The sequence below is a fragment of the Budvicia aquatica DSM 5075 = ATCC 35567 genome (genome assembly GCF_000427805.1).
GTDB lineage: Bacteria > Pseudomonadota > Gammaproteobacteria > Enterobacterales > Enterobacteriaceae > Budvicia > Budvicia aquatica.
Map to the genome: position 1 here is coordinate 1 of NZ_ATYS01000030.1, position 21,649 is coordinate 21,649.

Annotated in this window: 15 protein-coding genes and 2 pseudogenes; 8 read left to right on the forward strand and 9 right to left on the reverse strand. The window is 47.7% G+C overall.

Going from position 1 to position 21,649, the window contains the following annotated elements; translation table 11 throughout:
• Nucleotides 1-533, forward strand: a 533-nt coding sequence (locus YWE_RS0112875; RefSeq protein WP_029094913.1) for a beta-barrel domain-containing protein, incomplete at its 5' end; no start/stop codon positions are given.
• A gap of 5 nt (nucleotides 534-538) precedes the next feature.
• On the opposite strand, the gene YWE_RS0112880 is transcribed toward YWE_RS0112875, so the two are convergent.
• Both YWE_RS0112880 and YWE_RS0112885 read right to left on the reverse strand, forming a co-directional pair.
• Nucleotides 539-1,579 (reverse strand): LacI family DNA-binding transcriptional regulator, encoded by a 1,041-nt coding sequence (locus YWE_RS0112880; RefSeq protein WP_029094914.1) that lies wholly within the window; start codon nucleotides 1,577-1,579, stop codon nucleotides 539-541.
• Nucleotides 1,580-1,684: 105 nt separating this feature from the next.
• Nucleotides 1,685-2,458, reverse strand: coding sequence for an SDR family NAD(P)-dependent oxidoreductase (locus tag YWE_RS0112885; RefSeq protein WP_029094915.1), 774 nt, complete (start codon nucleotides 2,456-2,458; stop codon nucleotides 1,685-1,687).
• Nucleotides 2,459-2,560: 102 nt separating this feature from the next.
• Here YWE_RS0112885 and YWE_RS30085 point away from each other — a divergent pair.
• Together YWE_RS30085 and YWE_RS0112900 are read left to right on the forward strand one after the other, a co-directional pair.
• Nucleotides 2,561-3,071 (forward strand): annotated as a pseudogene (locus tag YWE_RS30085) (TonB-dependent receptor domain-containing protein); the annotation flags it as partial.
• Between the two features lie 160 nt (nucleotides 3,072-3,231).
• On the forward strand, nucleotides 3,232-3,789 hold the full coding sequence (locus YWE_RS0112900; protein ID WP_029094918.1) for a hypothetical protein: 558 nt from the start codon (nucleotides 3,232-3,234) through the stop codon (nucleotides 3,787-3,789).
• A 67-nt stretch (nucleotides 3,790-3,856) separates the two neighbouring features.
• On the opposite strand, the gene YWE_RS0112905 is transcribed toward YWE_RS0112900, so the two are convergent.
• The 6 genes from YWE_RS0112905 to pdxR all read right to left on the reverse strand — a co-directional run bounded on the left by YWE_RS0112905 (nucleotide 3,857) and on the right by pdxR (nucleotide 12,858).
• Complete coding sequence (locus YWE_RS0112905; protein WP_029094919.1) at nucleotides 3,857-4,369, reverse strand: hypothetical protein; 513 nt, start codon at nucleotides 4,367-4,369, stop codon at nucleotides 3,857-3,859.
• 4 nt (nucleotides 4,370-4,373) lie between these two features.
• Entirely contained in the window at nucleotides 4,374-5,105 is a 732-nt protein-coding gene (locus YWE_RS29010) for a DUF6882 domain-containing protein (protein ID WP_051323326.1), read from the reverse strand.
• A 75-nt stretch (nucleotides 5,106-5,180) separates the two neighbouring features.
• A complete protein-coding gene (locus YWE_RS30440) occupies nucleotides 5,181-5,576 on the reverse strand; it encodes a hypothetical protein (RefSeq protein WP_154661412.1) in 396 nt (131 codons plus the stop codon).
• Nucleotides 5,518-6,399, reverse strand: coding sequence for a riboflavin biosynthesis intermediates N-glycosidase (gene ybiA, locus YWE_RS27260; RefSeq protein WP_051323328.1), 882 nt, complete (start codon nucleotides 6,397-6,399; stop codon nucleotides 5,518-5,520). The genes YWE_RS30440 and ybiA overlap by 59 nt, the downstream gene beginning before the upstream one ends.
• 213 nt (nucleotides 6,400-6,612) lie before the next feature.
• The gene (locus YWE_RS0112925) at nucleotides 6,613-10,941 is read right to left on the reverse strand and encodes a 2-hydroxyacyl-CoA dehydratase (RefSeq protein ID WP_029094920.1); all 4,329 of its coding nucleotides are present in this window, start codon (nucleotides 10,939-10,941) and stop codon (nucleotides 6,613-6,615) included.
• A 489-nt stretch (nucleotides 10,942-11,430) separates the two neighbouring features.
• Nucleotides 11,431-12,858 (reverse strand): MocR-like pyridoxine biosynthesis transcription factor PdxR, encoded by a 1,428-nt coding sequence (gene pdxR, locus YWE_RS0112930; protein WP_036015988.1) that lies wholly within the window; start codon nucleotides 12,856-12,858, stop codon nucleotides 11,431-11,433.
• A gap of 140 nt (nucleotides 12,859-12,998) precedes the next feature.
• Here pdxR and YWE_RS0112935 point away from each other — a divergent pair, with 140 nt between their 5' ends.
• The 5 genes and pseudogenes from YWE_RS0112935 (at nucleotide 12,999) to YWE_RS27270 (ending at nucleotide 19,246) form a co-directional block, all read left to right on the forward strand.
• Complete coding sequence (locus tag YWE_RS0112935) at nucleotides 12,999-13,430, forward strand: carboxymuconolactone decarboxylase family protein (protein WP_029094922.1); 432 nt, start codon at nucleotides 12,999-13,001, stop codon at nucleotides 13,428-13,430.
• 268 nt (nucleotides 13,431-13,698) lie between these two features.
• Nucleotides 13,699-15,492 (forward strand): DUF4153 domain-containing protein, encoded by a 1,794-nt coding sequence (locus YWE_RS0112940; protein ID WP_051323329.1) that lies wholly within the window; start codon nucleotides 13,699-13,701, stop codon nucleotides 15,490-15,492.
• A gap of 89 nt (nucleotides 15,493-15,581) precedes the next feature.
• Complete coding sequence (murQ, locus tag YWE_RS0112950) at nucleotides 15,582-16,478, forward strand: N-acetylmuramic acid 6-phosphate etherase (protein WP_029094924.1); 897 nt, start codon at nucleotides 15,582-15,584, stop codon at nucleotides 16,476-16,478.
• A 478-nt stretch (nucleotides 16,479-16,956) separates the two neighbouring features.
• A pseudogene (locus YWE_RS31405) lies at nucleotides 16,957-17,382 on the forward strand (peptidoglycan DD-metalloendopeptidase family protein); the annotation flags it as partial.
• 688 nt (nucleotides 17,383-18,070) lie between these two features.
• A complete protein-coding gene (locus YWE_RS27270) occupies nucleotides 18,071-19,246 on the forward strand; it encodes a YbfB/YjiJ family MFS transporter (RefSeq protein WP_051323331.1) in 1,176 nt (391 codons plus the stop codon).
• Here the strand turns inward: YWE_RS27270 and pbpC are convergent.
• The gene (pbpC, locus tag YWE_RS0112965) at nucleotides 19,236-21,548 is read right to left on the reverse strand and encodes a penicillin-binding protein 1C (protein WP_051323332.1); all 2,313 of its coding nucleotides are present in this window, start codon (nucleotides 21,546-21,548) and stop codon (nucleotides 19,236-19,238) included. The two genes, YWE_RS27270 and pbpC, sit on opposite strands and share 11 nt — an antisense overlap.
• Nucleotides 21,549-21,649: the final 101 nt, after the last annotated feature.

Consider the following 21,649-nt stretch of genomic DNA (forward strand, 5'->3'; position numbering starts at 1 on the left):
TGGCTAAGGCTAACAGCGAAATTGAGGCTCAGCGCTCGGTTACCCTGGGGCGCGCAGATTCCCTGACTCGCTTGACCTTTAATGCGCCCATGCGCGGTATTGTGAAGAATATTGAAGTCAGCACCGTCGGTGGTGTTATTCCACCAAACGGCAAATTGATGACGATTGTTCCGCTAGACGAACAATTATTGATCGAGGCACGGATATCCCCCCGTGACGTGGCTTTTATTCACCCCGGTCAGGATGCGCAGGTTAAAATCACCGCCTATGACTATTCGATTTATGGCGGACTGAAAGGCAAGGTGACGATGATTTCACCGGACACCATTCAGGATGAAGTGCGCCGAGAGAACTATTATTACCGGGTTTATATTCGTACTGATGTCGATATATTGACCAATAAGTCAGGTAAGCAGTTCCCTATTTTTCCGGGAATGACGGCTACGGTTGACGTAAAAACGGGAAGTAAAACGGTACTGGATTATCTGTTTAAGCCGCTGAATAAAGCCAATGAAGCCCTGAGGGAAAGATAGAGATATTAATCTATTACCGATTCACGCATCACTAACTGCGGTGAAAATAGATATTCACCGGCAGGGATAGCGTTGTCAGCAAGCCGTTCCATTAAGCGCTCAACCATGGTTGTAGCCATATTAGCCAGCGGAGGGGCAACGGAGGTGAGGGACGGGGTAAATAACGCTGACATCAGCGTATTATCAAAACCAATAATAGAGATATCTTGCGGAACTCGAATATTCTGCGCCCGCAGGCCCGCGATCAATCCAATTGCCATCATATCGTTAATGGCCACAATCCCCTGTGGCATCATGGATGATTGAGCTATTTTTTCCGCCAGCTGTTTACCCAGTTCGGTCATTTCAGCATCGCCGTAGCCTTCGCGGGCTTTGCCTTCCAGTACGGTGCAGCTATCGCTAAGTCCGGCCTCTTTTACCGCAGATAAAAAACCATTAATCCGGCTGCTCCGGCTGGCTGACTTCCCGGTTTCGGTGGCAAAAGTGATTCTGCGGCAGCCCCGATCAATCAGGTGATATGCAGCTAGTTTCCCGGCCTGAAAATTATCCATTGAAACTCTATCGGTCTGAGGTGCTGTCTCGGTATCGCATCCCGGTTGGCTTTGCACATCATAGTTAACCATCACCAGACCGCGCTGCAGGGCCGAGTGGAGAAATTTTTGTTCAACCATGGTTGATGCCACTATGACGCCACGCACCCCCTGTGACAGCAGGTCGTTAATAAAGGCGTTTTCTTCTGCCGGATTACGGTAGGTGTTGCCCAACAATACCCGATACCCATAGCGGCGGGCAGCAATATCAACCTCATGAGCAAGGGAAGCAAAACTCGGATTGACGATTGAAGGGACTAATAAACCGAGCAGGCTGACCTGACCGGTTTTTAGCTGTAAAGCGGCGCGGCTGGGCTGAAACTGAAGCTCATTGATGGCCTGTTCAATGCGTAATAGGGTCTCTTTCCTCATCCGATCGGAACGACCGTTAAGGACATTAGAAACGCTGCTGACCGAAACACCGGCCCGCTGTGCGACATCACGTATTGTTGCCATTCTTCCTCAATTCTATTTATCCAGTTTCTGCCCCGGCTTATAGGGGGCAGAACTGATGATAAAGCTATTTAATTAAGTATCAACGTAATGCCCCATAGAGACTATCTAGGGTGCCATTTGGCCGCCGTTAACGTCAATGATCTGGCCGGTAATGTAGCCACTACAGGCGTGTGATGCCAGAAAAAGATAGCTAGGGGCGACTTCTTCACTGGTACCAAACCGCCCCATAGGTATAGTTGAACCGATTTTTGCAATCAATTCAGGGCTTTTATCACTGTGGAATGCGGTATCAATGCTGCCCGGTGCGACCACGTTAAAGCGAATATTGTCTTTGGTGAGCTCTTTTACCCAGTTGCGGTGCATGCTGTGCAGCCAGGCTTTTGAACTGGCATACAGACTGGCTCCGGGGCCTCCGCCTTCGCGGCCGGCAATTGAACCGCTGCTGATAACCGACGTTGTTTGGCCGCTGGCTTTGGCTGCCGCGCGTAAATGAGGAATTGAGTATTTGGTTACCATCATGGCAGAACGGGCATTCAGGTTCATAACATGGTCGTAAAATTCATCGGTAATTGCTTCCAGCCCATTGCGCCCGCCAAGACCTCCGGCATTATTAATCAGCACATCAATACCGCCGAAACGCTCAACAAAATCGTTAACTAACGTTTGGCAGTCTTCTGATTTGGATACGTCGGCGACGAAATAGGCAACTTCACCGCCCAAAGGCTTAAGTTGTTCCATGGCTTTCAGACAGCTTTCTTCCCGATAGCTATTGATACCAACCTTTGCACCACTGCGGGCGAAGGCTTTTGCCGTAGCCAAACCGATCCCGGACGTTGAGCCGGTGATAAGAATGCGCTTACCTTTCAGATCGTTAAACATAGTAGGGATTCCTGCTGTTGATGATGGTTAGGTATTGCTTTGTGTAACGATACACTAAAGGGTTTTTTCTGTCATCAATGAAAATAGAAATGATAACGTACCGCCTCCGGGCTGAGTGCGGAGAAAGCGCATACCGATGAAGTGGGTACTCGCTTCGATAATACGGTATGGACCGGCCAATTTACGCTGTTCTATATCGACTTTGATAATCAGGACATCAGTAATGATGTGGGCTGGACCAGCCTTGGCGCAACCAAATATCGTGGTGCGGAGTTAGCGTTCACTTACGATCTGAGCGATCTGTATAGCCAATTAGACGGTGCCCAGCGTATATACCAGCTATTCACAGTCGAAACAGCGTTCACCGGGCTCCGGCCCTGAATATATTACGGCTGAAAGTGCGGACGGTCAGTTTGGTAATATTCCCGGGTATATGGTGTGGAACTTCCGCGGAGAGTATGATTTTGGCCCAACGGTTTCTAATCTTAAACTGGGTGCCGGTGTAAAAAATCTGTTTGTTCAACGTTATTTTACCCGATCTAATGATAATAACTCCGGCAAATATGTCGACGAACCTAGAATTTACTTTTTTCAGGCATCGGTATCGTTTTGATAGCTTAAGGATAAATACCAAACAGGGAGCTAATAGGCTCCCTGTTTGGTATTTATCAATGGAAGCCTTTTATTTTCATCCATTGACTTTATGACTGGCTATCACAGAATAGCGACCTACTCATCAGGGATTTATGTTTAATATAACAGGGACGTTATAAATGAAAAAACTACTACTTTTATGCTTTATGAGTTTGTTTTTCTCGCTGGCTCACGGGCAAAGTAAAGATAAAGAACAATATGTTGATTACGCTATCAGCAAGAGCGAATTGTTGCGGTTTGCTTTTCCGGATAGCTGGAAGCCTCAAACTGGGTCGCACCCTTATGAAGTACAATATTTGTCGCCTAAGGGACAGGCGGTCATCGGAATTTTTGTTTTCAAAAGAGTAGACCTATCTGAGAGTACCACCCCTCAGAGTATCTTAGATCGTCAGATTGAAGAGATGAAATCTAAGATGACAAAGATTGTTTTGGTTGAAAAGATGAAACCCATTCAATTGGCGACTAAATCGCTGGATGGTGGAAAAACGCTGACGAGCGCTCTGTATACCGGAGAATATCGCGGGGCAAAGTTCTATTACTATTTTACGCTGGCGGAGTTTGATAGCAGTAAAGATGCGTTTGCTATTTTCGTACAGGCGTCTTCCCTTAGTGAATGGGAAAATTACCGGGAAGTTTTCGAACAAATTCCTGCGTTAACTCGGGTAGTAAAACAATAAATTAAAGTGCGCATTGGTTGATGTTATGTCGCTCAATGCGCAAGGTCTTAAGCCAAAAAAAGCTGAATCATTCTTGTTTGGATGTGTTGATATCAAACTGATGTTCAGTGACCCCGTTAATGGTTAAATGGGCGTGCCTAAGAATGTTTAGCGTTTTAAGTTCTTCAAACTTGCGATAATACAACTCTTTTAGCTCTGATAACGAGAGGTGTTGTCTGAAGCCCTGTTCCTGATTGGTTTGCCAGTATATCTCCCCCGATTGCTGGCGAAATGTTGCGCTCATCATTCCTTTCCAGTTCTTGCCCGATCGAGATAGCAGTAAATTATCAGCGCCGAGTGTTAGTGGATTAAAATCAAATCTCTCACCCTTTGAAAACACAATAAGGTTATGACACGTCGAACACTGAAATATTTCACGAGTATAGCGACTGAATACGTGAAATTGCCTTTCGGTAATGGTTTGTTGGTATTCATCAAGAAAATCATAATAATCCTGATCGGCGATATAGCGTGCTTTATAGCTTTCGAAGTCGCTCGAATCAGAGATAATACTCCCACACAAGCAGGTGAACTTTGACATAGGGTTACCCGTTAAGCTGTGTCATACGTGATAGTTGATCGAACTCAGCCCGTATGGTCTTATCGCCTTTGGTTGCGGTTAATTGATTTTCACCCGCTTGGATTTGATACCCTTTTTGCTGCAGATAGCGTGTTAATGCATTTTTATGATTCATTTCGTACAACGCTATTAGTTGGGGGAATATCGTCATTATTGCAAGATGATCGTTGCTAAACGACCGATCAATATCTGCGGATGAGATAGTGACGCAAAGAATACCTTCGCCATAATCTGCCAGATAATAACCGCTTGAGTTGAACATGCCGGAAGCTATCAGGCCGATAAAGTGTAAATCGGTTTCGCTGGCGTCAACAGTGTCGTTGCTTAATAAGTCGATACCATGATTTTCGCCATATTGTTTGAGCGTTAGCGCTTGTTGCAGCAGGTTTTGAGGGATATTCGATTGGCTATTTGCCCATGCCCATAACCAGGTTTGTGATGAGTGAGAAAAGGTGCCGAGGATTTGAATCGGAAAAAACAGGTTATCGCCAAAGCGGATCTCACCGTCATCTAAGTTGGCATTCCAGGGTAATTCGCCGATCAGATTAGCGAGATTATCTTGTTTTTCTAATGCAAACCCGCCGTACTGTTCGATTAGCGCCTGCTTGGTATGACAATCCGCTGATTGTTCGCTTTGGTCGAGTTGGCTTTCTTCGGGTTTCGCTTTACTTCCAAACAGTTTGTTAAAGATATTCACGCTACTCTCCATCACAGGGCTGATGTTTTATTCTAAACAAGGTACGGTTATCTGGTTATCCGTAATTCGAACGCGCTACCGCTTTTCATGACGAAATTGATCTTTTTGAACTCTAATACACCATTTGACCTGCTCAGCACTCCAGCCGCCGGTTCCATCATTCAGTTCGGCATAGCCGTCGACAGTTAATATGCCGGGTTCTCCATTCTGGTCTATGTCATCCATAAATCCGACGATTGGCATATTTTCAACGATGCGTATCTGGTTTCCGTAGCGATCGGTTTTGATATCGGTTTTAGATAAAAGATAGCAATCTGTATCGACCATTTCGTTAAAGTCTACGTACAAATAGACTCTATCTGGTCCTGTAGGCCAAGCACTGTGTTGATTGAGCTCAGTAGACATTGAACGATTACTCTGGCTTTTGGTACGCGGAGAACTGTGACCAATCAATTTTATGGTAGTTGGCATAGACTTTTCTTAGGTCGTCTCTGACTTCCATCAGGGCAAAGCCCAACAGGTTTGTACCACGCCAACGATTAGGATTGATGGCGTTGGGGTTATCTTCACCCAATCCGATGCCCCAGATAGTATCCAGCGGGCTGGCTTCCACCAGTACTTTATTACCGGTCGACAGTAGAAAATCGCGCATTGGTCTGTTTTGGGTAAACTTGTAGTAGTTAGCATTAAGCACAATAGCGTGCTTGGCTTTGTCCCACAGAGCCTGATCGAAGTGGCGGATCTTTTGCCCCAATGCCTTCATATGTTTGGCATCGGTGGCATTCATAATCTGTTTTTCTATTTCGGAATCGTCAAACAGGCAGGCTTTCTCAGCCATCATATACTGTTCGGCGCAGCGGTAAGTGTCGGTATCAACATGGAACGTTGAGTGTTGCCATTGGCCCAGACAGGTTTTATCGGCGGCGTCATGGTTAGGCTTCCAGAAAAACAGATATTCTGGTCGATCTCCCGAGTTATACCCACACATCAGTTTATCTCTGGAATATGCCATTTCACCGTGCCGGTTCCACAGCACCACGTGGCCGCAGATAAAGTCATCGCCATCTTCAGTCTGGTCTTCCGGGGTGTAGTATCCGCGCCAAGCCTTTGGTGCAGGGAACATCTGTTGATATTGCCGCTGTTGCTGAGGGGAGAGTCTGTCTAACCAGCTTAAAAGCTTATATTTATAATCTTCTCCGCCGCCCATACGCCAGCCAATGCTGTACTGGGAAATATCGGGGTACATCATCCATACCGGCGGCATAGGGTTATCTAACGTAAATTGGCTTTTCATGTACAGTCCCTGTGATTTTATCCATTATTTACAACCCGTCAGACCATTGAACAACGGTGTGGGGTATGGCGTTGAATCTATCATTAATTTGACTGTTGGGTAAGCTTTGTCCGCATTAATCACTAAGGGATAACAGGTGTCAGGGGGTGTTTTAAACGTAGTGAGCTGCGACCTTTAACCCTGATTCTGTTTAAGGCCGCAGCTATTTTCAGACTATAAGTTACCGGCAGAAGGCTTTGGCGTATACCTTTTGCCTAAGCCGACTATCTTGTGTTCTTCATCTGTGGTTATCCGAACGTCAATCGCGTTTTGAGCAACGGACATCATCAGTTTTAATCGATTAAGCTGGTTAACCTCACTGGCGCCGGGATCGTAATCAATGGCGAAGATATTGGCCGCCGGATAACGCAGTTTCAAACTCTTAATCACGCCACGGCCGGTAATATGGTTTGGTAAACAGCCAAAAGGCTGGACGCAGACAATATTATTTACCCCGATTTCTAATAACTCCAGCATTTCTGCTGTCAGTAGCCAGCCTTCACCGGCCTGATTGCCCAGCGATACCACCTGTTCTGCCATTGAGGCTAATTCGGCAATCGGCGGCGGTGCGGTAAAGCGTCGGCTACGTTTCAGCGCTTTATTGACAGACTTTCTCATCCATTCAATGGTGCTGGTAGCCGCCTGATTAAGCGCCATGCTGAGGAAGTTAAGGCCATACTGATGGCGGTCGTAGCGGGTACCGTAGGTGCAGGATAAAAAGAAATCCAGCATATCCGGCACGACGGCTTCGCCGCCTTCGGATTCAATCTGGCCCACTAAATCGTTATTCGCACCGGGGTGGTACTTCACCAGAATCTCACCGACGATACCGACTTTAGGTTTACGCACCGCCAGCAGAGGCAGGCTATCGAATTCAGCGACCATTTGAGCAACGTCTTTTTTGAACTGCCTCATGCTGGCCGGACCTTCCAGGTTGTGCTTACAGCGCTGGTTCCAGCTATCAAAAAGCCGCTGGGCTGAACCCGGTTCACTCTCATATGGTCGGGTGCGAAACAGCGTTCGCATCAGCAGGTCGCCATAGATAATCGCCATAACGGCTTTTTTGACCAGGCTAAAGCTATAGCGAAATCCGGGGTTTTCTTCCAGACCTGATGCACTGAGTGAAATAACCGGTACCTGCGGGAAGCCGGCATCCTCTAAGGCTTTACGAATAAAGGCGATGTAGTTAGTCGCCCGGCAGGCTCCGCCGGTTTGGGTAATAATGGCGGCGCTGGTTGCCGGATCGTATTCGCCATTTTGCAGCGCATCGACAATCTGACCGGTCACCAGTACGCACGGGTAACAGGCGTCGTTATTGACGTATTTAAGCCCGGTTTCAATCGCTGACTTACTCACCGTAGGCAAAACCTGCAAGCGATAGCCTTCGGAGCGAAATACCGACTGGATCAGGTCAAAGTGAATCGGGGCCATTTGCGGAGCCAGAATAGTATGGGTTTCCCGCATTTGTTCAGTAAATGGTGTACGTTTTGACTTATAAGGGGTATCGGAAGGCGGCGGTGGTCGCTGCCGGCGGGCATTCATTGCCGCTTTGAGCGAACGAATACGAATTCTTACCGCGCCCAGATTAGCGCCCTCATCAATTTTAATCAGGGTATACACTTTATTGGCGGCTTGCAGAACCTCTTCTACCTGGTCAGCGGTAAGGGCGTCCAGGCCGCAGCCAAAAGAGGTTAACTGAACCAGCTCAAGCTGCGGACAGGCAGCAACATAGGCGCCGGCAGCATATAGCCGGGAGTGGTAAGCCCATTGGTCGACGACTCGTAACGGTCGCTGTAGCAGGGATTCTCCCAGATGGGCTACGCTATCTTCGGTCAGTACCGCCATGCCTTCTTCAATAATGATGCGGTCAATACCGTGGTGAATTCCCGCATCGACATGATAAGGTCGGCCGGCCAGCACAATGCCCGGCTGGTTATTTTCTACCAGCCATTTCACCACCTCTTTTCCTTTGGCTCGGATCTCTTCTCGCACTGACTGAAGTTCTTGCCACGCAGCCTGTACCGCCTTTTTCACTTCACCTCTGCGTACCCCGAGAGCTCGGAATTCATCAAACAGCACCTTCTCAACGGATTCAAGATGGTTAAAGTTGATAAACGGATTGTGATATGGGACCTGACAAAGGCTGATCGAATCAATGTTGGTACGTACTACTTCGGTGTAAGTACTAACCACCGGACAGTTGAAGTGGTGGTCACTGCCTTTGGTTTCCTGCCATTCGTAGGTCACTGACGGGAAGAAAATGCGATCGACTTTACGTTCGATCAGATGCTCGATATGGCCATGAACCAGCTTGGCCGGATAGCAGGCTGATTCTGAAGGAATAGTTTCAATCCCTTTCAGGTATAAGCGTTCGCTGGACGGTGGCGACAGCACCACTCTGAAGCCTAATTGGCAAAAGAATGTATGCCAGAACGGATAGTTCTCAAACTGATTGAGCACTCGGGGAATGCCCACCGTGCCGCGCTGAGCCTGCTCTTTGCTCAGTGATTTATAGTCAAATATCCGCTGCTCTTTATATTCATACAGGTTGGGCAACGGGCTGGGTTCGATCTCTAGGTTAGCCCCTTTTTCACAGCGGTTACCGGAAATAAACTTTCGCCCGTCATCAAAGGTGTTGATGGTCAGCATACAGTGGTTATTGCACTGTTTGCACCGATCGCTGCTCTGTTCCACCCTGAAATTCATCAACTCGCAGGGCTGAAGTAAGGTTGATGGTTTGCCGTCATCTAATTCACTGGCAACCAGTGCGGCACCATAGGCTCCCATCAGACCGGCAATATCAACGCGGGTTACATGCCTCTCAGTCAGGTTTTCGAACGCCCGCAGCACGGCTTCATTATAGAATGTTCCGCCCTGAACCATGACTTTTTGCGGCAGCATATCCAGCTGTTTCAGCTTGATCACTTTATACAAGGCATTCTTAATCACTGAGTAGGAGAGGCCGGCTGAGATATCAGCCACCGTCGCGCCTTCTTTCTGAGCCTGCTTCACCTTGGAGTTCATAAACACCGTGCAGCGGGTGCCCAGATCGACCGGATTACCGGCTAATAATGCCTGCCGGGAGAACTCTTTGACCGGAATCTTGAGAGAGCGGGCGAACATTTCAATAAAAGAGCCACAGCCGGCGGAGCAGGCCTCGTTGAGCAAAATGCTATTGATAACGCCGTCGCGCACGTACAGGCACTTCATATCCTGCCCGCCAATGTCCAGAATAAACTCTACGCCGGGCAGTAGTTGCTCAGCGGCTTTATAGTGGGCGACAGTTTCAACTTCTCCGGCATCGGCTCGGAACGCGGCTTTAATTAACTGCTCACCGTAACCGGTAGTGGCTACTTTAGCGATAGTAACCCGTTCCGGCAGGCGTTGATAAATTCGCTGTAACACGTCGCGGACAATATTCAGCGGATTGCCTTTATTATTGCCGTAGAAGTCATACAGCAGTTCACCCTGAGCGCCAATAAGGGCAACTTTTGTGGTGGTTGAGCCGGAGTCGATACCTAAGAAGGCATTGCCGCGGTACTCCTCCAACGGCACGCGCTTAACGTTGCTTTTAGCGTGGCGTTGACGAAAGGCGTCGACCTGTTGTTGGTCGGTAAATAGCGGCGGTAGTATGTCGACTTCTTTAACCGTATTTTCCTGAGCGTAGCGCAGTCGGTCAATTAAACACGTTAGTGGCAGGCTTTCTCCCTGCTGTTTGGCTAGCAGAGCGGCACCCATCGCAACAAACAGCTGTGGGTTTTCAGGGAAGATGATGTCGTCTTTTTTCAACCGCAGCGTTTTTATAAACAGTTTCCGCAGGTTAGACAGGAAGTAGAGCGGGCCGCCGAGAAAGGCGACTTTGCCGCGAATAGGTTTACCACAGGCTAAACCACTGATGGTTTGATTAACAATCGCCTGCAAGATAGAGGCGGCAATATCTTCTTTAGCCGCCCCCTGGTTGATGAGTGGCTGAACGTCTGTTTTGGCAAATACCCCACAGCGGGATGCTATGGGGTAAAGGGTCTGATAGCCGTCGGCCAATTGGTTCAGACCCGCCGCATCGGTTTCCAACAGTGACGCCATTTGATCGATAAATGCCCCGGTCCCTCCGGCGCAGCTGTTATTCATGCGCTGGTCGACGCTGTGGTGATCGAAATAGGTAATTTTAGCGTCTTCCCCGCCCAGTTCGATAGCGACCTCAGTTTGAGGAACAACGGTCGTAATGGTTTTTGAACTGGCAATAACTTCTTGTTCAAAGGGGATATTGAGTAAGTCAGAGAGGGCTAAACCACCGGAGCCGGTGATCACCGGGGTGATTTCTAGCGTCGGGCAGTGTTTCTGAACCTGTTCAAGCAGGCTCAACAGCGTCTGCCTTATATCAGAGAAATGGCGCTGATAGTCGTGATGTATTACTTGCTGTTGCTGATCGAGCAACACCAGCTTGACGGTTGTCGAACCCACGTCAATTCCGGCAAAGTAATGACCAGATGTATAACGCGTCATTGCGTAAATTAACCTCCACTAAAACACGAACCGGCGCAGATTAAAGCGTTCGACTGGTTGATTATTTAGTTGAAAACCAAACCGGATGATATTCCAACCTGTTTAATTATAACCCAATAAAAATGGCGTTATCTTAGTAGCATGATGCTTAAACTATCACTATTTTCAGGGTCTTTCCAGATGGAGTTTAAGTGCTTTTTATAGCAACTGGCTTAATATCTCTTCGAACTAAATAAAAATCAAAATAATTGACAAGGCTTAGACCTTTTGTGCTTATTAAACAGGGATTATGGTGCTATTGTTTGCCATGCTTTCCATTCAATTTTATATGGCTAAAAATAGACTTATCACGATAGTAAGTTGGCTCGTGGCTTTTTTTAGATGCCAATCTCTAACGGGTTTAACATTTCTGTAAGCTTAGTCATAATTATTTATCAATCTTATTGTAATTAAACATATTTTGTTTGTGCGTTAACCGTACAGTCGACACTATTTCATTTGAATTATTTTTGACAGAGTATGGATGAGCTGACGGGCATGGTCCAGTGATGAAATATTAGTAAATCCAAGCAATAGCCCGTTGAGCCGTTGGTTATTAATACTCCAATGGCTTAAGGCTTCTACTGCCAGTCCGTTTTTTCTGGCGACCTCAGTAATGACTTTGTCGTTCATCGGATATTCCAGATGAAGGATCAGATGCATGCCGCCAAAGTGGGTCTCAATTTTTAGGTGGCCGAGGCTTTCTTCAATGGCCTGAATTAAAAAGCTTCTACGACGAGCGTATAGCGTGCGCATATTTTTCAGATGACGATAGAAGTGGCTTTGGTCAATAAAGTCAGCAATGGCGCCCTGTATTGCCACTTGACTGGTACAAGGTGAAATACAGATGGCCTGTTCAAATTGCTCAACCAGCGATTCAGGCACGACTAAATAGGCGGTGCGTAGCGCAGGAAACAGAACCTTACTGAAAGTGCCCGCATACAGTACACGCCCGCGGGTATCGAGGCTTTTTAACGCCGGAAGCGGGTGGCCCTGATAGCGAAACTCGCCATCGTAGTCATCTTCAATAATCCATGACTGGCGCTCTGTCGCCCAGGCCAGCAGGGCGAGTCGCCGGGATAAACTTAGCGTTACGCCGGTCGGGCTATGGTGGGCTGGGGTAACCAGCGCAAATCGGGCTTTATTTTGCCGTTGTATAGCCAGCTCTACATTTATGCCGTCATTATCAATATCTATCGGAACGAGCTGAGCACCGGCCTGAGTAAAAATCTGGCGGGCAATCAAATAGCAGGGATCTTCCAGCCAAATCCGGTCACCGTGCTGATAAAGGGTGTCAATAATCAGCCGTAGCACGGAGCTATAGCCGCCGCAGATAAAAATTTGGCGGGGCTGGCAGGTAATACCGCGTGATAGCTGAAGGTAGCGGGCAATCGCTTCTCGCAGAGGACGATAACCGGCGGCCGGTGGTTGAGCCAGGTAGGTTGGTGAAGTTTGGCGTACCTGACGGCCCGCCAAACGGTTCCATAACGTCAGCGGAAATTCATCCAGTGCAGGTAGCCCCAACTGAAGTGGCTGGTGTGAGAAATGGCTAATATGCGGCATGGCTGACTTTTTTTCTGCCGCCGGTAAGCCATTATCAATTGTCGGCAGCGAGGCAAGCCGGAGCTGGCCAGATACTCTGGTGCCTGACTGGCCGCGACTCTCAATATATCCTTCACTAATCAGCATGGCATAGGCGCTTTCTATGGTTCCTCTGGCCAACCCAAGATCGCTGGCCAGTACCCGCATTGAAGGCAGTCGTTCATCGGGCTTTAAGCTACCGGCCACGATAGCGTCTTTAATTCGTCGGTATATTTGACGGTAAACCGGCAGAGGGTTAGATGAATTAATGCTGATATGAGAAGTGAATTTGTTCATTATGGCCCACTCATATTTTTATAATATGGCTCTGGTGAGTGGTCCATATAATCAGTAAAGTGGCCGCCATGCAATAGCATTAGCTAGAGCGAATTTTTTGGCACTATTTTTCCCGCTATCTATATTGAACAGAGGTATATATGAGTGAATTACGATTACCCTACAGCAAGCTCTCTTCCGAGGCTTATGCCGGTTTAGGCGCTTGCAAAGCGGCGCTGGATAAAAGCGTTTTGGGTAAGCCGTTTATCGAGCTGATTTACCTACGGGTATCACAGATTAACGGATGTGCCTTCTGTCTGGATATGCACAGTAAAGCGCTGCGCGCTCAGGGGGTCGATCAGCGTAAGCTGGATACCTTAGCCGGTTGGCGGGTTAGCGATGTTTTTGACCCACAGGAACGCGCCGCGCTGGCCTGGGCTGAATCACTTACACATATTGATACTACCGGCGCGCCGGATGAAGTTTATCAACCGCTGACAGGGTTATTCAGCGAGGTTGAAATTTCAGATTTGACCTTTGCCGTTAGCCTGATGAATGCGTTTAATCGGCTGGCGGTAGGTATGCGGCAATAACCCGATACGCTTAACCCAAGGGCTGGGTGATTGGCTTCAGGTAAGAATAGGACCCATTTATGTGTCCTATTCTGCTTTCTGGTCTGTCATACCTCCTTACAACCCGTGCTGTTTTTCCTGTCTCATTGCTGTCACTAAAAGGTTAGAATTGCCCATACCTTAAGATATTGAGTTATTTGATAACGGGAGAGTCAGGGATGCCTCAACAACCAGAGTACGATTTTGCTACAGTGCCTTTTAATCACCATTTTTGTCAGAGGAGGTGAAGATGAGTTGCACCGTACTGCCTAAATCAAGCCGCCTGACTATTATCTTGCTCGGGCTTTTACAAGGCGCATTTCTCTATTTAACCCGTGATAGCTTTGAAAGGATAGAGGTTGCCAGTTTCCAAACGGCTCTATTGTTCTGTAATACGCTATTGTTTACCTTACCGCTTATGCTGTCGTTGTCAGTTATTTCCCTGAAAGATTTTCGCTTATGGCGGGGGTTGGGAATTATTCTGATTATGCTGCTGATAGTAGCAAGCTGGGCCAACTGGAGCTTATATGACATTTTCGGCGGGATGCGGAAAAGCGGGATACAGTTCCAATATTATGCCTGCCTATCAGCATTCGTATTTTTGACACTGCCTTGGCTACAGGCTCAAATCAGCCAAAAGAGCTGGTTCCCTGACTATGAATCTCTGCATGATAATCTATGGTTAAACAGCCTGACGGTGGTGATTACATTAATACTCATTGGCCTGTTCTGGGGCATTCTCCGGCTGTGTGCCAGCCTGTTTAGCCTGCTGGGTATTGAATTCTTTGAAAACCTGTTTTTTGATAACGACCTGTTTATCTACCTCGCCAATGGCTTTATGGTCGGAATTGGTATTCTGACCGGACGAACCCAAACTCAATTTATTAAAGTTGGCCGTAACGTTCTTTCGGTAATGATTAAAGGCCTGTTGCCGCTTCTGTCATTTATTGCCCTGATTTTTATTATCACCTTGCCCTTTGTTGGCTTAAATGCGTTGACGGCAGAATGGTCGGCGGCGGGTCTATTGACTACGATGGTGGCACTGCTGGTGGTGTTTGTGAATGCCGTTTATCAAACAGGCTTAAGCACCCCGCCATACCCTAAAGCGATTCGTTGGTTAGTGAATGCTTCTATACTGGTTTTACCGGTGTATGCCTTATTTGCATTGTATTCGATGTGGGTCCGCGTTGCTCAATATGGCTGGACGCCGGAGCGGGTGCTGGCAACGGTGATTATTTGTGTAGCGGTATGTTTCGCCTGTAGCTATGCCTTCTCCGTTATGCGCAGCCGTGATCGCTGGTTACAACCGTTAAGCAGCATCAATCGATTGATGTCTCTGGTTATGATTGTTCTGTTAGTTTTGGTTAATTCTCCGCTACTGGATCCATATCGCATCAGTATTTCCAGCCAATTGGCCCGTTATCAACAAAACTTAACCTCGAGTGAAAGCCTCGATCTGAATGCATGGCGCTTTAAATATGGCCGCGCGGGTAATGATGCGCTACTGGCGCTTAAAAACGATCCACAGTATGTCAGCGATGCGCTTCGCAAAGCAGAATTAGAGCGGGTGATGGCCAGACAGAGCGTATGGGATAATTCTATCGATGAAACAGCCAACGCTGAGTATGCTGAATTAGTGGCAAAGCGCGTTCAGCAAGGAATGGAATTGGCTAAAGGTACCACCATGCCGCCGGCCGATTTTTGGCGTGTTTTTGTTTCTGAAGATAACTATGAAACTCGGGAATGCCTTAAAGACAGTACCAAGTGTATGGCTTTAGCGCTAGATTTAGATGCTGACGGCAAAGATGAGTATATGGTGTGTAATTTTAATGATGGAATGACGCCTCGGTGTTCGATCTTTTCAATGCTTAAAGATCGGTGGCAGCGGATCGGTAGCGTGAACCCTTATTCATCTGATAAAAGCGCCGATAGGTTTAAACAAATTATGCGTCAAGGTGAGATTAAACCAAAACCCAGAGTGTGGAATGATTTGGATTTAGGCGATGAACGGGTTCAAATACACTATTCTATTGATGAAAAGTGATGCTTTGTTCATTGAGTTATTATCTTTGTTTGCCAGTATGTCAGCGTTGATTATGTCCATGTTGGCCGCTTTATTATATCGGGGTTGTAATGAAAATTGATTTAAACACCATGGTAACTGAAGGCCGTAATCAGGCCAGTGAGGCGATTGATACCCTATCAACCCTCGATATGCTGAAAGTGATTAATAATGAAGATAAGAAGGTTGCACTGGCCGTTGAACGGGTACTGCCACAAATTGCTGAAGCGGTGGATAAGATCTCGGCCGCATTCACTTTGGGTGGGCGCTTAATTTATTGCGGCGCAGGGACATCGGGCCGCTTAGGCATTCTTGATGCCAGTGAGTGCCCGCCAACCTATGGAACACCATCGGCAATGGTCGTCGGATTGATTGCCGGCGGGCATCAGGCAATTCTGAAAGCGGTAGAAAACGCGGAAGATAACCCGATACAAGGTGAGCGCGATCTGCGGGAACTTCATATTGATCGGCGCGATGTATTGGTCGGCATCGCCGCCAGCGGAAGAACGCCTTATGTGATTGGTGCCATGACTTATGCCAAAAGCGTTGGGGCAACGGTGGTTGCACTAAGCTGTAATCCGGATAGCCCGATAAGCCGTTTGGCGGATATTGCCATTGAGCCCGTAGTCGGCCCTGAAGTCGTAACCGGCTCATCCCGTATGAAGGCCGGAACCGCGCAGAAACTGGTACTCAATATGCTCACTACCGGAGCCATGATTCGTATTGGCAAAGTTTACGGCAATCTGATGGTTGACGTTGAGGCGACCAATGCAAAGCTGGTTCAGCGCCAGATTAATATTGTGATGCAGGCCTGCGGATGCGATAGCTTGGTGGCAACTCAAGCATTGCAACAATGTGGCGGACACTGTAAAACCGCGATAGTGATGATATTGGCAAATTTATCCGCCGATCGGGCGAAGCATTTGTTAGATAAAAACAGCGGTTTTATCCGGCCGTCGTTGAAATAATAATTATGACAATAAATAGCGATAGCAATAAATAGCCAAGCAATAATTAGGCCTACTTTTAGTCCAAACCCACTAATTGGTATGGATGTGGAGTTGGTCAAAAAATAGTAAGAAAATAATGTTAAAAACAGTGTCGTTTAACGTGCTGTTTTTATTATTTTTTATTTTTAGCCTAGCGTTATTTTTCGGTGATTAGCGCTTCAGGATTTAAGCTTCTTTACAAATCTATACTCACTTCGGGGAACGAATAAGGCAGAATACATCCCACGTTACCATTGCAGCCAGTAAGGCAGACAGAAAGAATGAAAAATATTCACGAGGATAGGACATAATGTCGGGCAAGTTTCACCTAATTAAGCCTTTGTTAAGTAAACAGTTATGTAGACTTGCAATCTGTTCATTAATATTCACTTCCTGGAATGTTTTTGCATCACCGAACTCAGATAACAATACCAAGAGCTCACTGTCAAATACCAAGTCTGGCTTAGTATTATTACGTTATCCTACGGCTCAACCGTTTAAAGTGACTTCCGAATTTAATCCTACTCGTGTTAATCCGGTAACGCGTAAAGTCACTCCCCATGAAGGAATAGATTTCTCAATGCCCATTGGCTCTGCTGTTGTATCAACAGGTGCAGGTGAAGTGGTTATTGCTAAATTCAGTCGTTCAGCCGGTAATTACATTGTGATTAAACATGGTGATAATTACAAAACCCAGTATATGCACTTAAGTAAGCTGCTGGTTAAGCAAGGACAAAAGATTAAGCGGGGCCAGAAAATTGCACTGTCCGGTAACACCGGTCGATCAACCGGCCCTCATTTGCATTATGAGCTGTTAGTCAATAATAAAGCGGTTAATCCGTTATCAACCAATGTGAAGATGGCCGATAACTTTAGCGGTCAGCTTATGCTGGCAAGCAATGATAGCGACAGCAGCCCTCGCGCCGGTAAAAATAAGAATATAGGCAATAGCAAGTCTGCTAGCCCGTTTAAGAAGGCTAACGGTGCACTGACTAAGCCGAACTATAGCCTGACTAAATATACCCAAGAGAGCTCGGACTATGCCAATCTTGATGCGACTTCAAAGCTAAAGGGTAAAGCGGTTAATACGAAAGGTAACCTGAGAACGGCCAGCACTAACACCAAACGTACTTTGACCAGCAACAGCGGTAAGTATAAATATACGGTGAATAAGCCAGCGAATAAGAAAACCACTGACTTAGCGACGGCGAGTAATTCAAAGAAAACCCCAGTGAAAGGCAATAAGCCAAAATCATCAAATACCTTCCAGTCCTTGAGTGCTGAAGTCGGGGATTTCCAATCTGCTGACGTAACATCGCAGTCTTTGGGAAACGGAATTAGTTATTCTCAGCGTATTAAGTAATATTTTTAGACAAAATATTTAGCAGTATATAAAGCCACAGAAGAGCCATTTCTGTGGCTTTTTGTTTTACCGACAAAGTGGCTTAATTGGGTGTTATCGTCAATTTCGTTCGCTTAATCCACCTCCCGATAGACTAATGTATTGACCAATCAGCCTACTTTTATATGAATCAGCTATAGTTATAAGTTGGAAATATCAGGAGGGGCGAATGGCATTACGGATAGCGTTGAGTGGATTTTTAGCATTAGTGGTTGCTATGGGAATCGGCCGCTTTGCCTTTACCCCTCAGGTACCGCTGATGTTGGCTGAATCACAGTTCTCATTGACCGGTGCAGGCATTGTGGCCGCTTTTAACTACTTGGGGTACCTGTGCGGTTCCTATGATGCCATGCGTGCCAGTCGGTACGTTGAGCGACGTCTATGGCTAGGGTTATGGGGTGCGGTCGTTCTGACATTGCTCTCTGCGGTTGTAACCGGAGTCTGGTGGCATAGTATCGTTCGTTTTGCCATTGGCTGGGCCAGCGGTTGGGGATTGGTTATGGTTGCTGCCTGGACCAATGAGCGCTTACTCTCGTTAGGCAAACCTAAGCTGGCGGCCGCGGTATTCGCCGGTCCCGGTGCCGGAATATTTCTTAGCGGTATGCTGGCAGTGCTGTTCCATTATTTTAGCTGGAATGCGCAAATGGCCTGGCTGGGCTATGGCGTAGTCGCGCTGATGTTGATTGCGGCTATCAGTAAAAACCTGCCCCGTAATGGTGAACTGCATCGTGCTGGTGTTATCGCTCAGGTACCTTTGGCGATGACCAAAAATATTAAGCGACTGGTTCTTAGCTATAGCTTAGCCGGGTTTGGCTATATTCTTCCTGCCACCTTTTTATCTCAAATGGCTGCGGCCCGTTTTCCTGACAGCCTGTTCGCTCAGTTTGTCTGGCCGGTTTTTGGTGCCTCTGCGGTTGCCGGAATTGCTATTGGTATTATGACGCGCAATGTTTTAACCACCCAGGCAAGGTTGGCGATTGTGCTGTGGTTACAGGCCGCCGGAATAGCCTGTGCAGAGCTGGTTCCCGGCGTTAGCGGTTTGGTACTTGGCGCGATGTTGGTTGGCGGTGGATTCCTGTGTGTGGTCCAGCTTGCTCTACAATATGGCCGTGAACTGGCGCCGGATTATGCCCGCTATATGGCCGGGCTATTAACCACAGGTTATGCCTTGGGTCAGTTGGTTGGGCCGATGTTATCGGCAATTTCAACCTCATTAACTAATCGGTTGGAGCCTGCTCTGTATATTGCGGCCCTAGCGTTGTTAGTGGCCGGTGGGCTGGTGTGGCCGGTGAAAGATCGAGCCGCTGAGGAAAGAACGGGAAGTGAATCACTGCTTAATAAATAATCTCGACCTTCAACTGCCGACTATCGGCTCGGCCGTGGTCGTCTACCGCTCTTACGCGATAGCTGCCGCTGGTTGCCGGTCGCCATTCGATTGATGCTTTGCTGGCGGTATTGCCTAAGTAAATATCATCGATAAACCAGTAAATAGTCTTGGTGTCAGCGTCGGTTGTGGCGCTGAAGCTAATCGGATCGTCCCGCAGCTTAGGGTTACGCAGGGTATAGGTGGTATTGCGTAGCGGCGACGTGATTCTCGGCGGTATTCCCGTTGTGAACATTCCGCTACTTTTACAGTGGGCATCACTCGGTGGCGTACGTTTAGGCAAGCCCGCCTGAGCAAAAACGGCGGCTAAGTCTGACGGCCAGAACTCAAATATTTCCGTTTTTACCCGATCTTGCTGATATGGCGGGCAGGCCACCTGACCCGTCTGTTTATCAATCACCAAAGGCCGATATACGGTATCGACTTTAATTGGTGATTTACCCGGTATAAACCAGGTTTTACCTATGCGCTGGCACCAGGGGGTAGGTAAGTCACCGCTGGCTAAACAGATATCGACCCGTTTAATATTGGCCGGTCGTTTACGATTCGGTTCCTGAAGATCCGGGTATTCAGCCTGAATGCTGTCGATAATATTGAAAAATAGCGGGGCAGCCGCATCGGCACCAATAAAAGCATTATTACCTTTGCCGTCAAAATTACCCTGCCAGACAATTAGCACATACGGGCCAAAAATACCGGTACTCCAGGCATCTCTGAATCCCCAAGAGGTGCCTGTTTTCCAGTAAACCGGCAGCCTGTTGGGGTTACGGGCCAGCGAATCTCCGGGGCGGCGGTGCTGGCTAAGCATATCTAGGGTGATAAAGCTGGCTTCGTTGCTCAGCAGGCGAACAGGCGTTGCCTCACTGGCCGAGAGCTCCATTTTTAGCGGTTTAAGCTCGCCTCGATTAGCCAGCATGGCATATAAACGCGCCAGCTCCTGAGCGGTGATTTCACCCCCGCCCAGAATCAAAGACAGTCCGTAATGTTTTTCACTGGCCATATTGGAAATACCGGCCAGCTGCAGAAACTGATAGAGATTGGGCTGCTTAAGGCGGGACGAGATATACACCGCCGGAATATTGCGGCTGTAGTTCAATGCGTCAGTGGCCGAAACCGGGCCTAAAAACCGGCGGTCAAAGTTTTCAGGGGCATAGGCACCAAAGGAAGAGGGGACATCCTTAAGCACGGTCATCGGGTGCAGCAAGCCCTGTTCCAGCCCGAGAGCGAAAATAAAAGGCTTAAGGGTTGAACCCGGAGAACGTTTAGCGTTAGTGCCGTTAACCTGACCTTGTATTTGGTGTTGATAATAGTCGGCTGAACCGACCATGGCTCGCACTCCCATATCGCGAGTGTCAACTAATAGCACCGACGTATTGTTTATTCCCCGTTCGCTATTGCGCTGGATAAATGCGTTAACCTGTCTTTCAACCAGTAGCTGAAGGTTTTTATCTAAGGTGGTGGTAATCACCGGCTGAACGATTGCCTGTTGCTGTTTCTCCCGCTGGATCTGTTCAATAAAGTGCGGTGAGATAAATGGCATTTTTTCAGGCTGACGCAGGGTCAGCGGTAACTGAAACAGGGCTTCCATATTTCGGTCTGCCGGATGATGTTCCAGCCAGCGCAGATATAGCTGATTCCGGGCTTTTGACAGCGCCGGGCTGACAATACCGGTTGTACTGTCAATTCGATAGCTTGGCGACTGGGGTAATACTGCCAGCGTTAAGGCTTCCGGTAGCGTTAATGCAGCCGGTTTTTTATTAAAGTAGATCAGGCTGGCGGCGCCAATGCTTTCGATATTGCGACCATAGGGCGCATAGTTAACGTAGGCTTCCAAAATATCGTGCTTGGAATAGCTCAGTTCTAACTGTACGGCCCGCAGAATTTGTAAGGATTTACCCGCAAGGGTTTTGGTATTAATTCGCCAGTGCATACGTGCTAGCTGCATGGTCAGGGTCGAACCACCTTGCTGGCGGCCTCCGGTGACATAGCTTACCCAAAATCCGCGCATCAGGCTGTAAAGATTAAATCCCGGATGATAGTAAAACCAGCGATCTTCATGAAGTTGAATACCGTCGATAACCGCGGGTGAAACGTCTTCCAGTTTGGTCCAGGTTCGATAGCGATCGTCGTTCGCCAGCGAAAAACGCAGCAGGCTGCCATTACGATCGTAAAAGGTAGTCGAAAGTGGAAGCCCCTGAGACAAAGGCGGGTGAGGCCACAGCCGAAAACCGACGCATAGCAAAGCGAGCAGCAGCAGCGCCATAAGTAGATTCTGACAATGTCGTTTCAGAGCTGTCGGACTAGTCTGCCTGCGTATGGCGCTGACTAGCCGACCCTCTTTTTTCGCTGACTGGCTCAAGATAA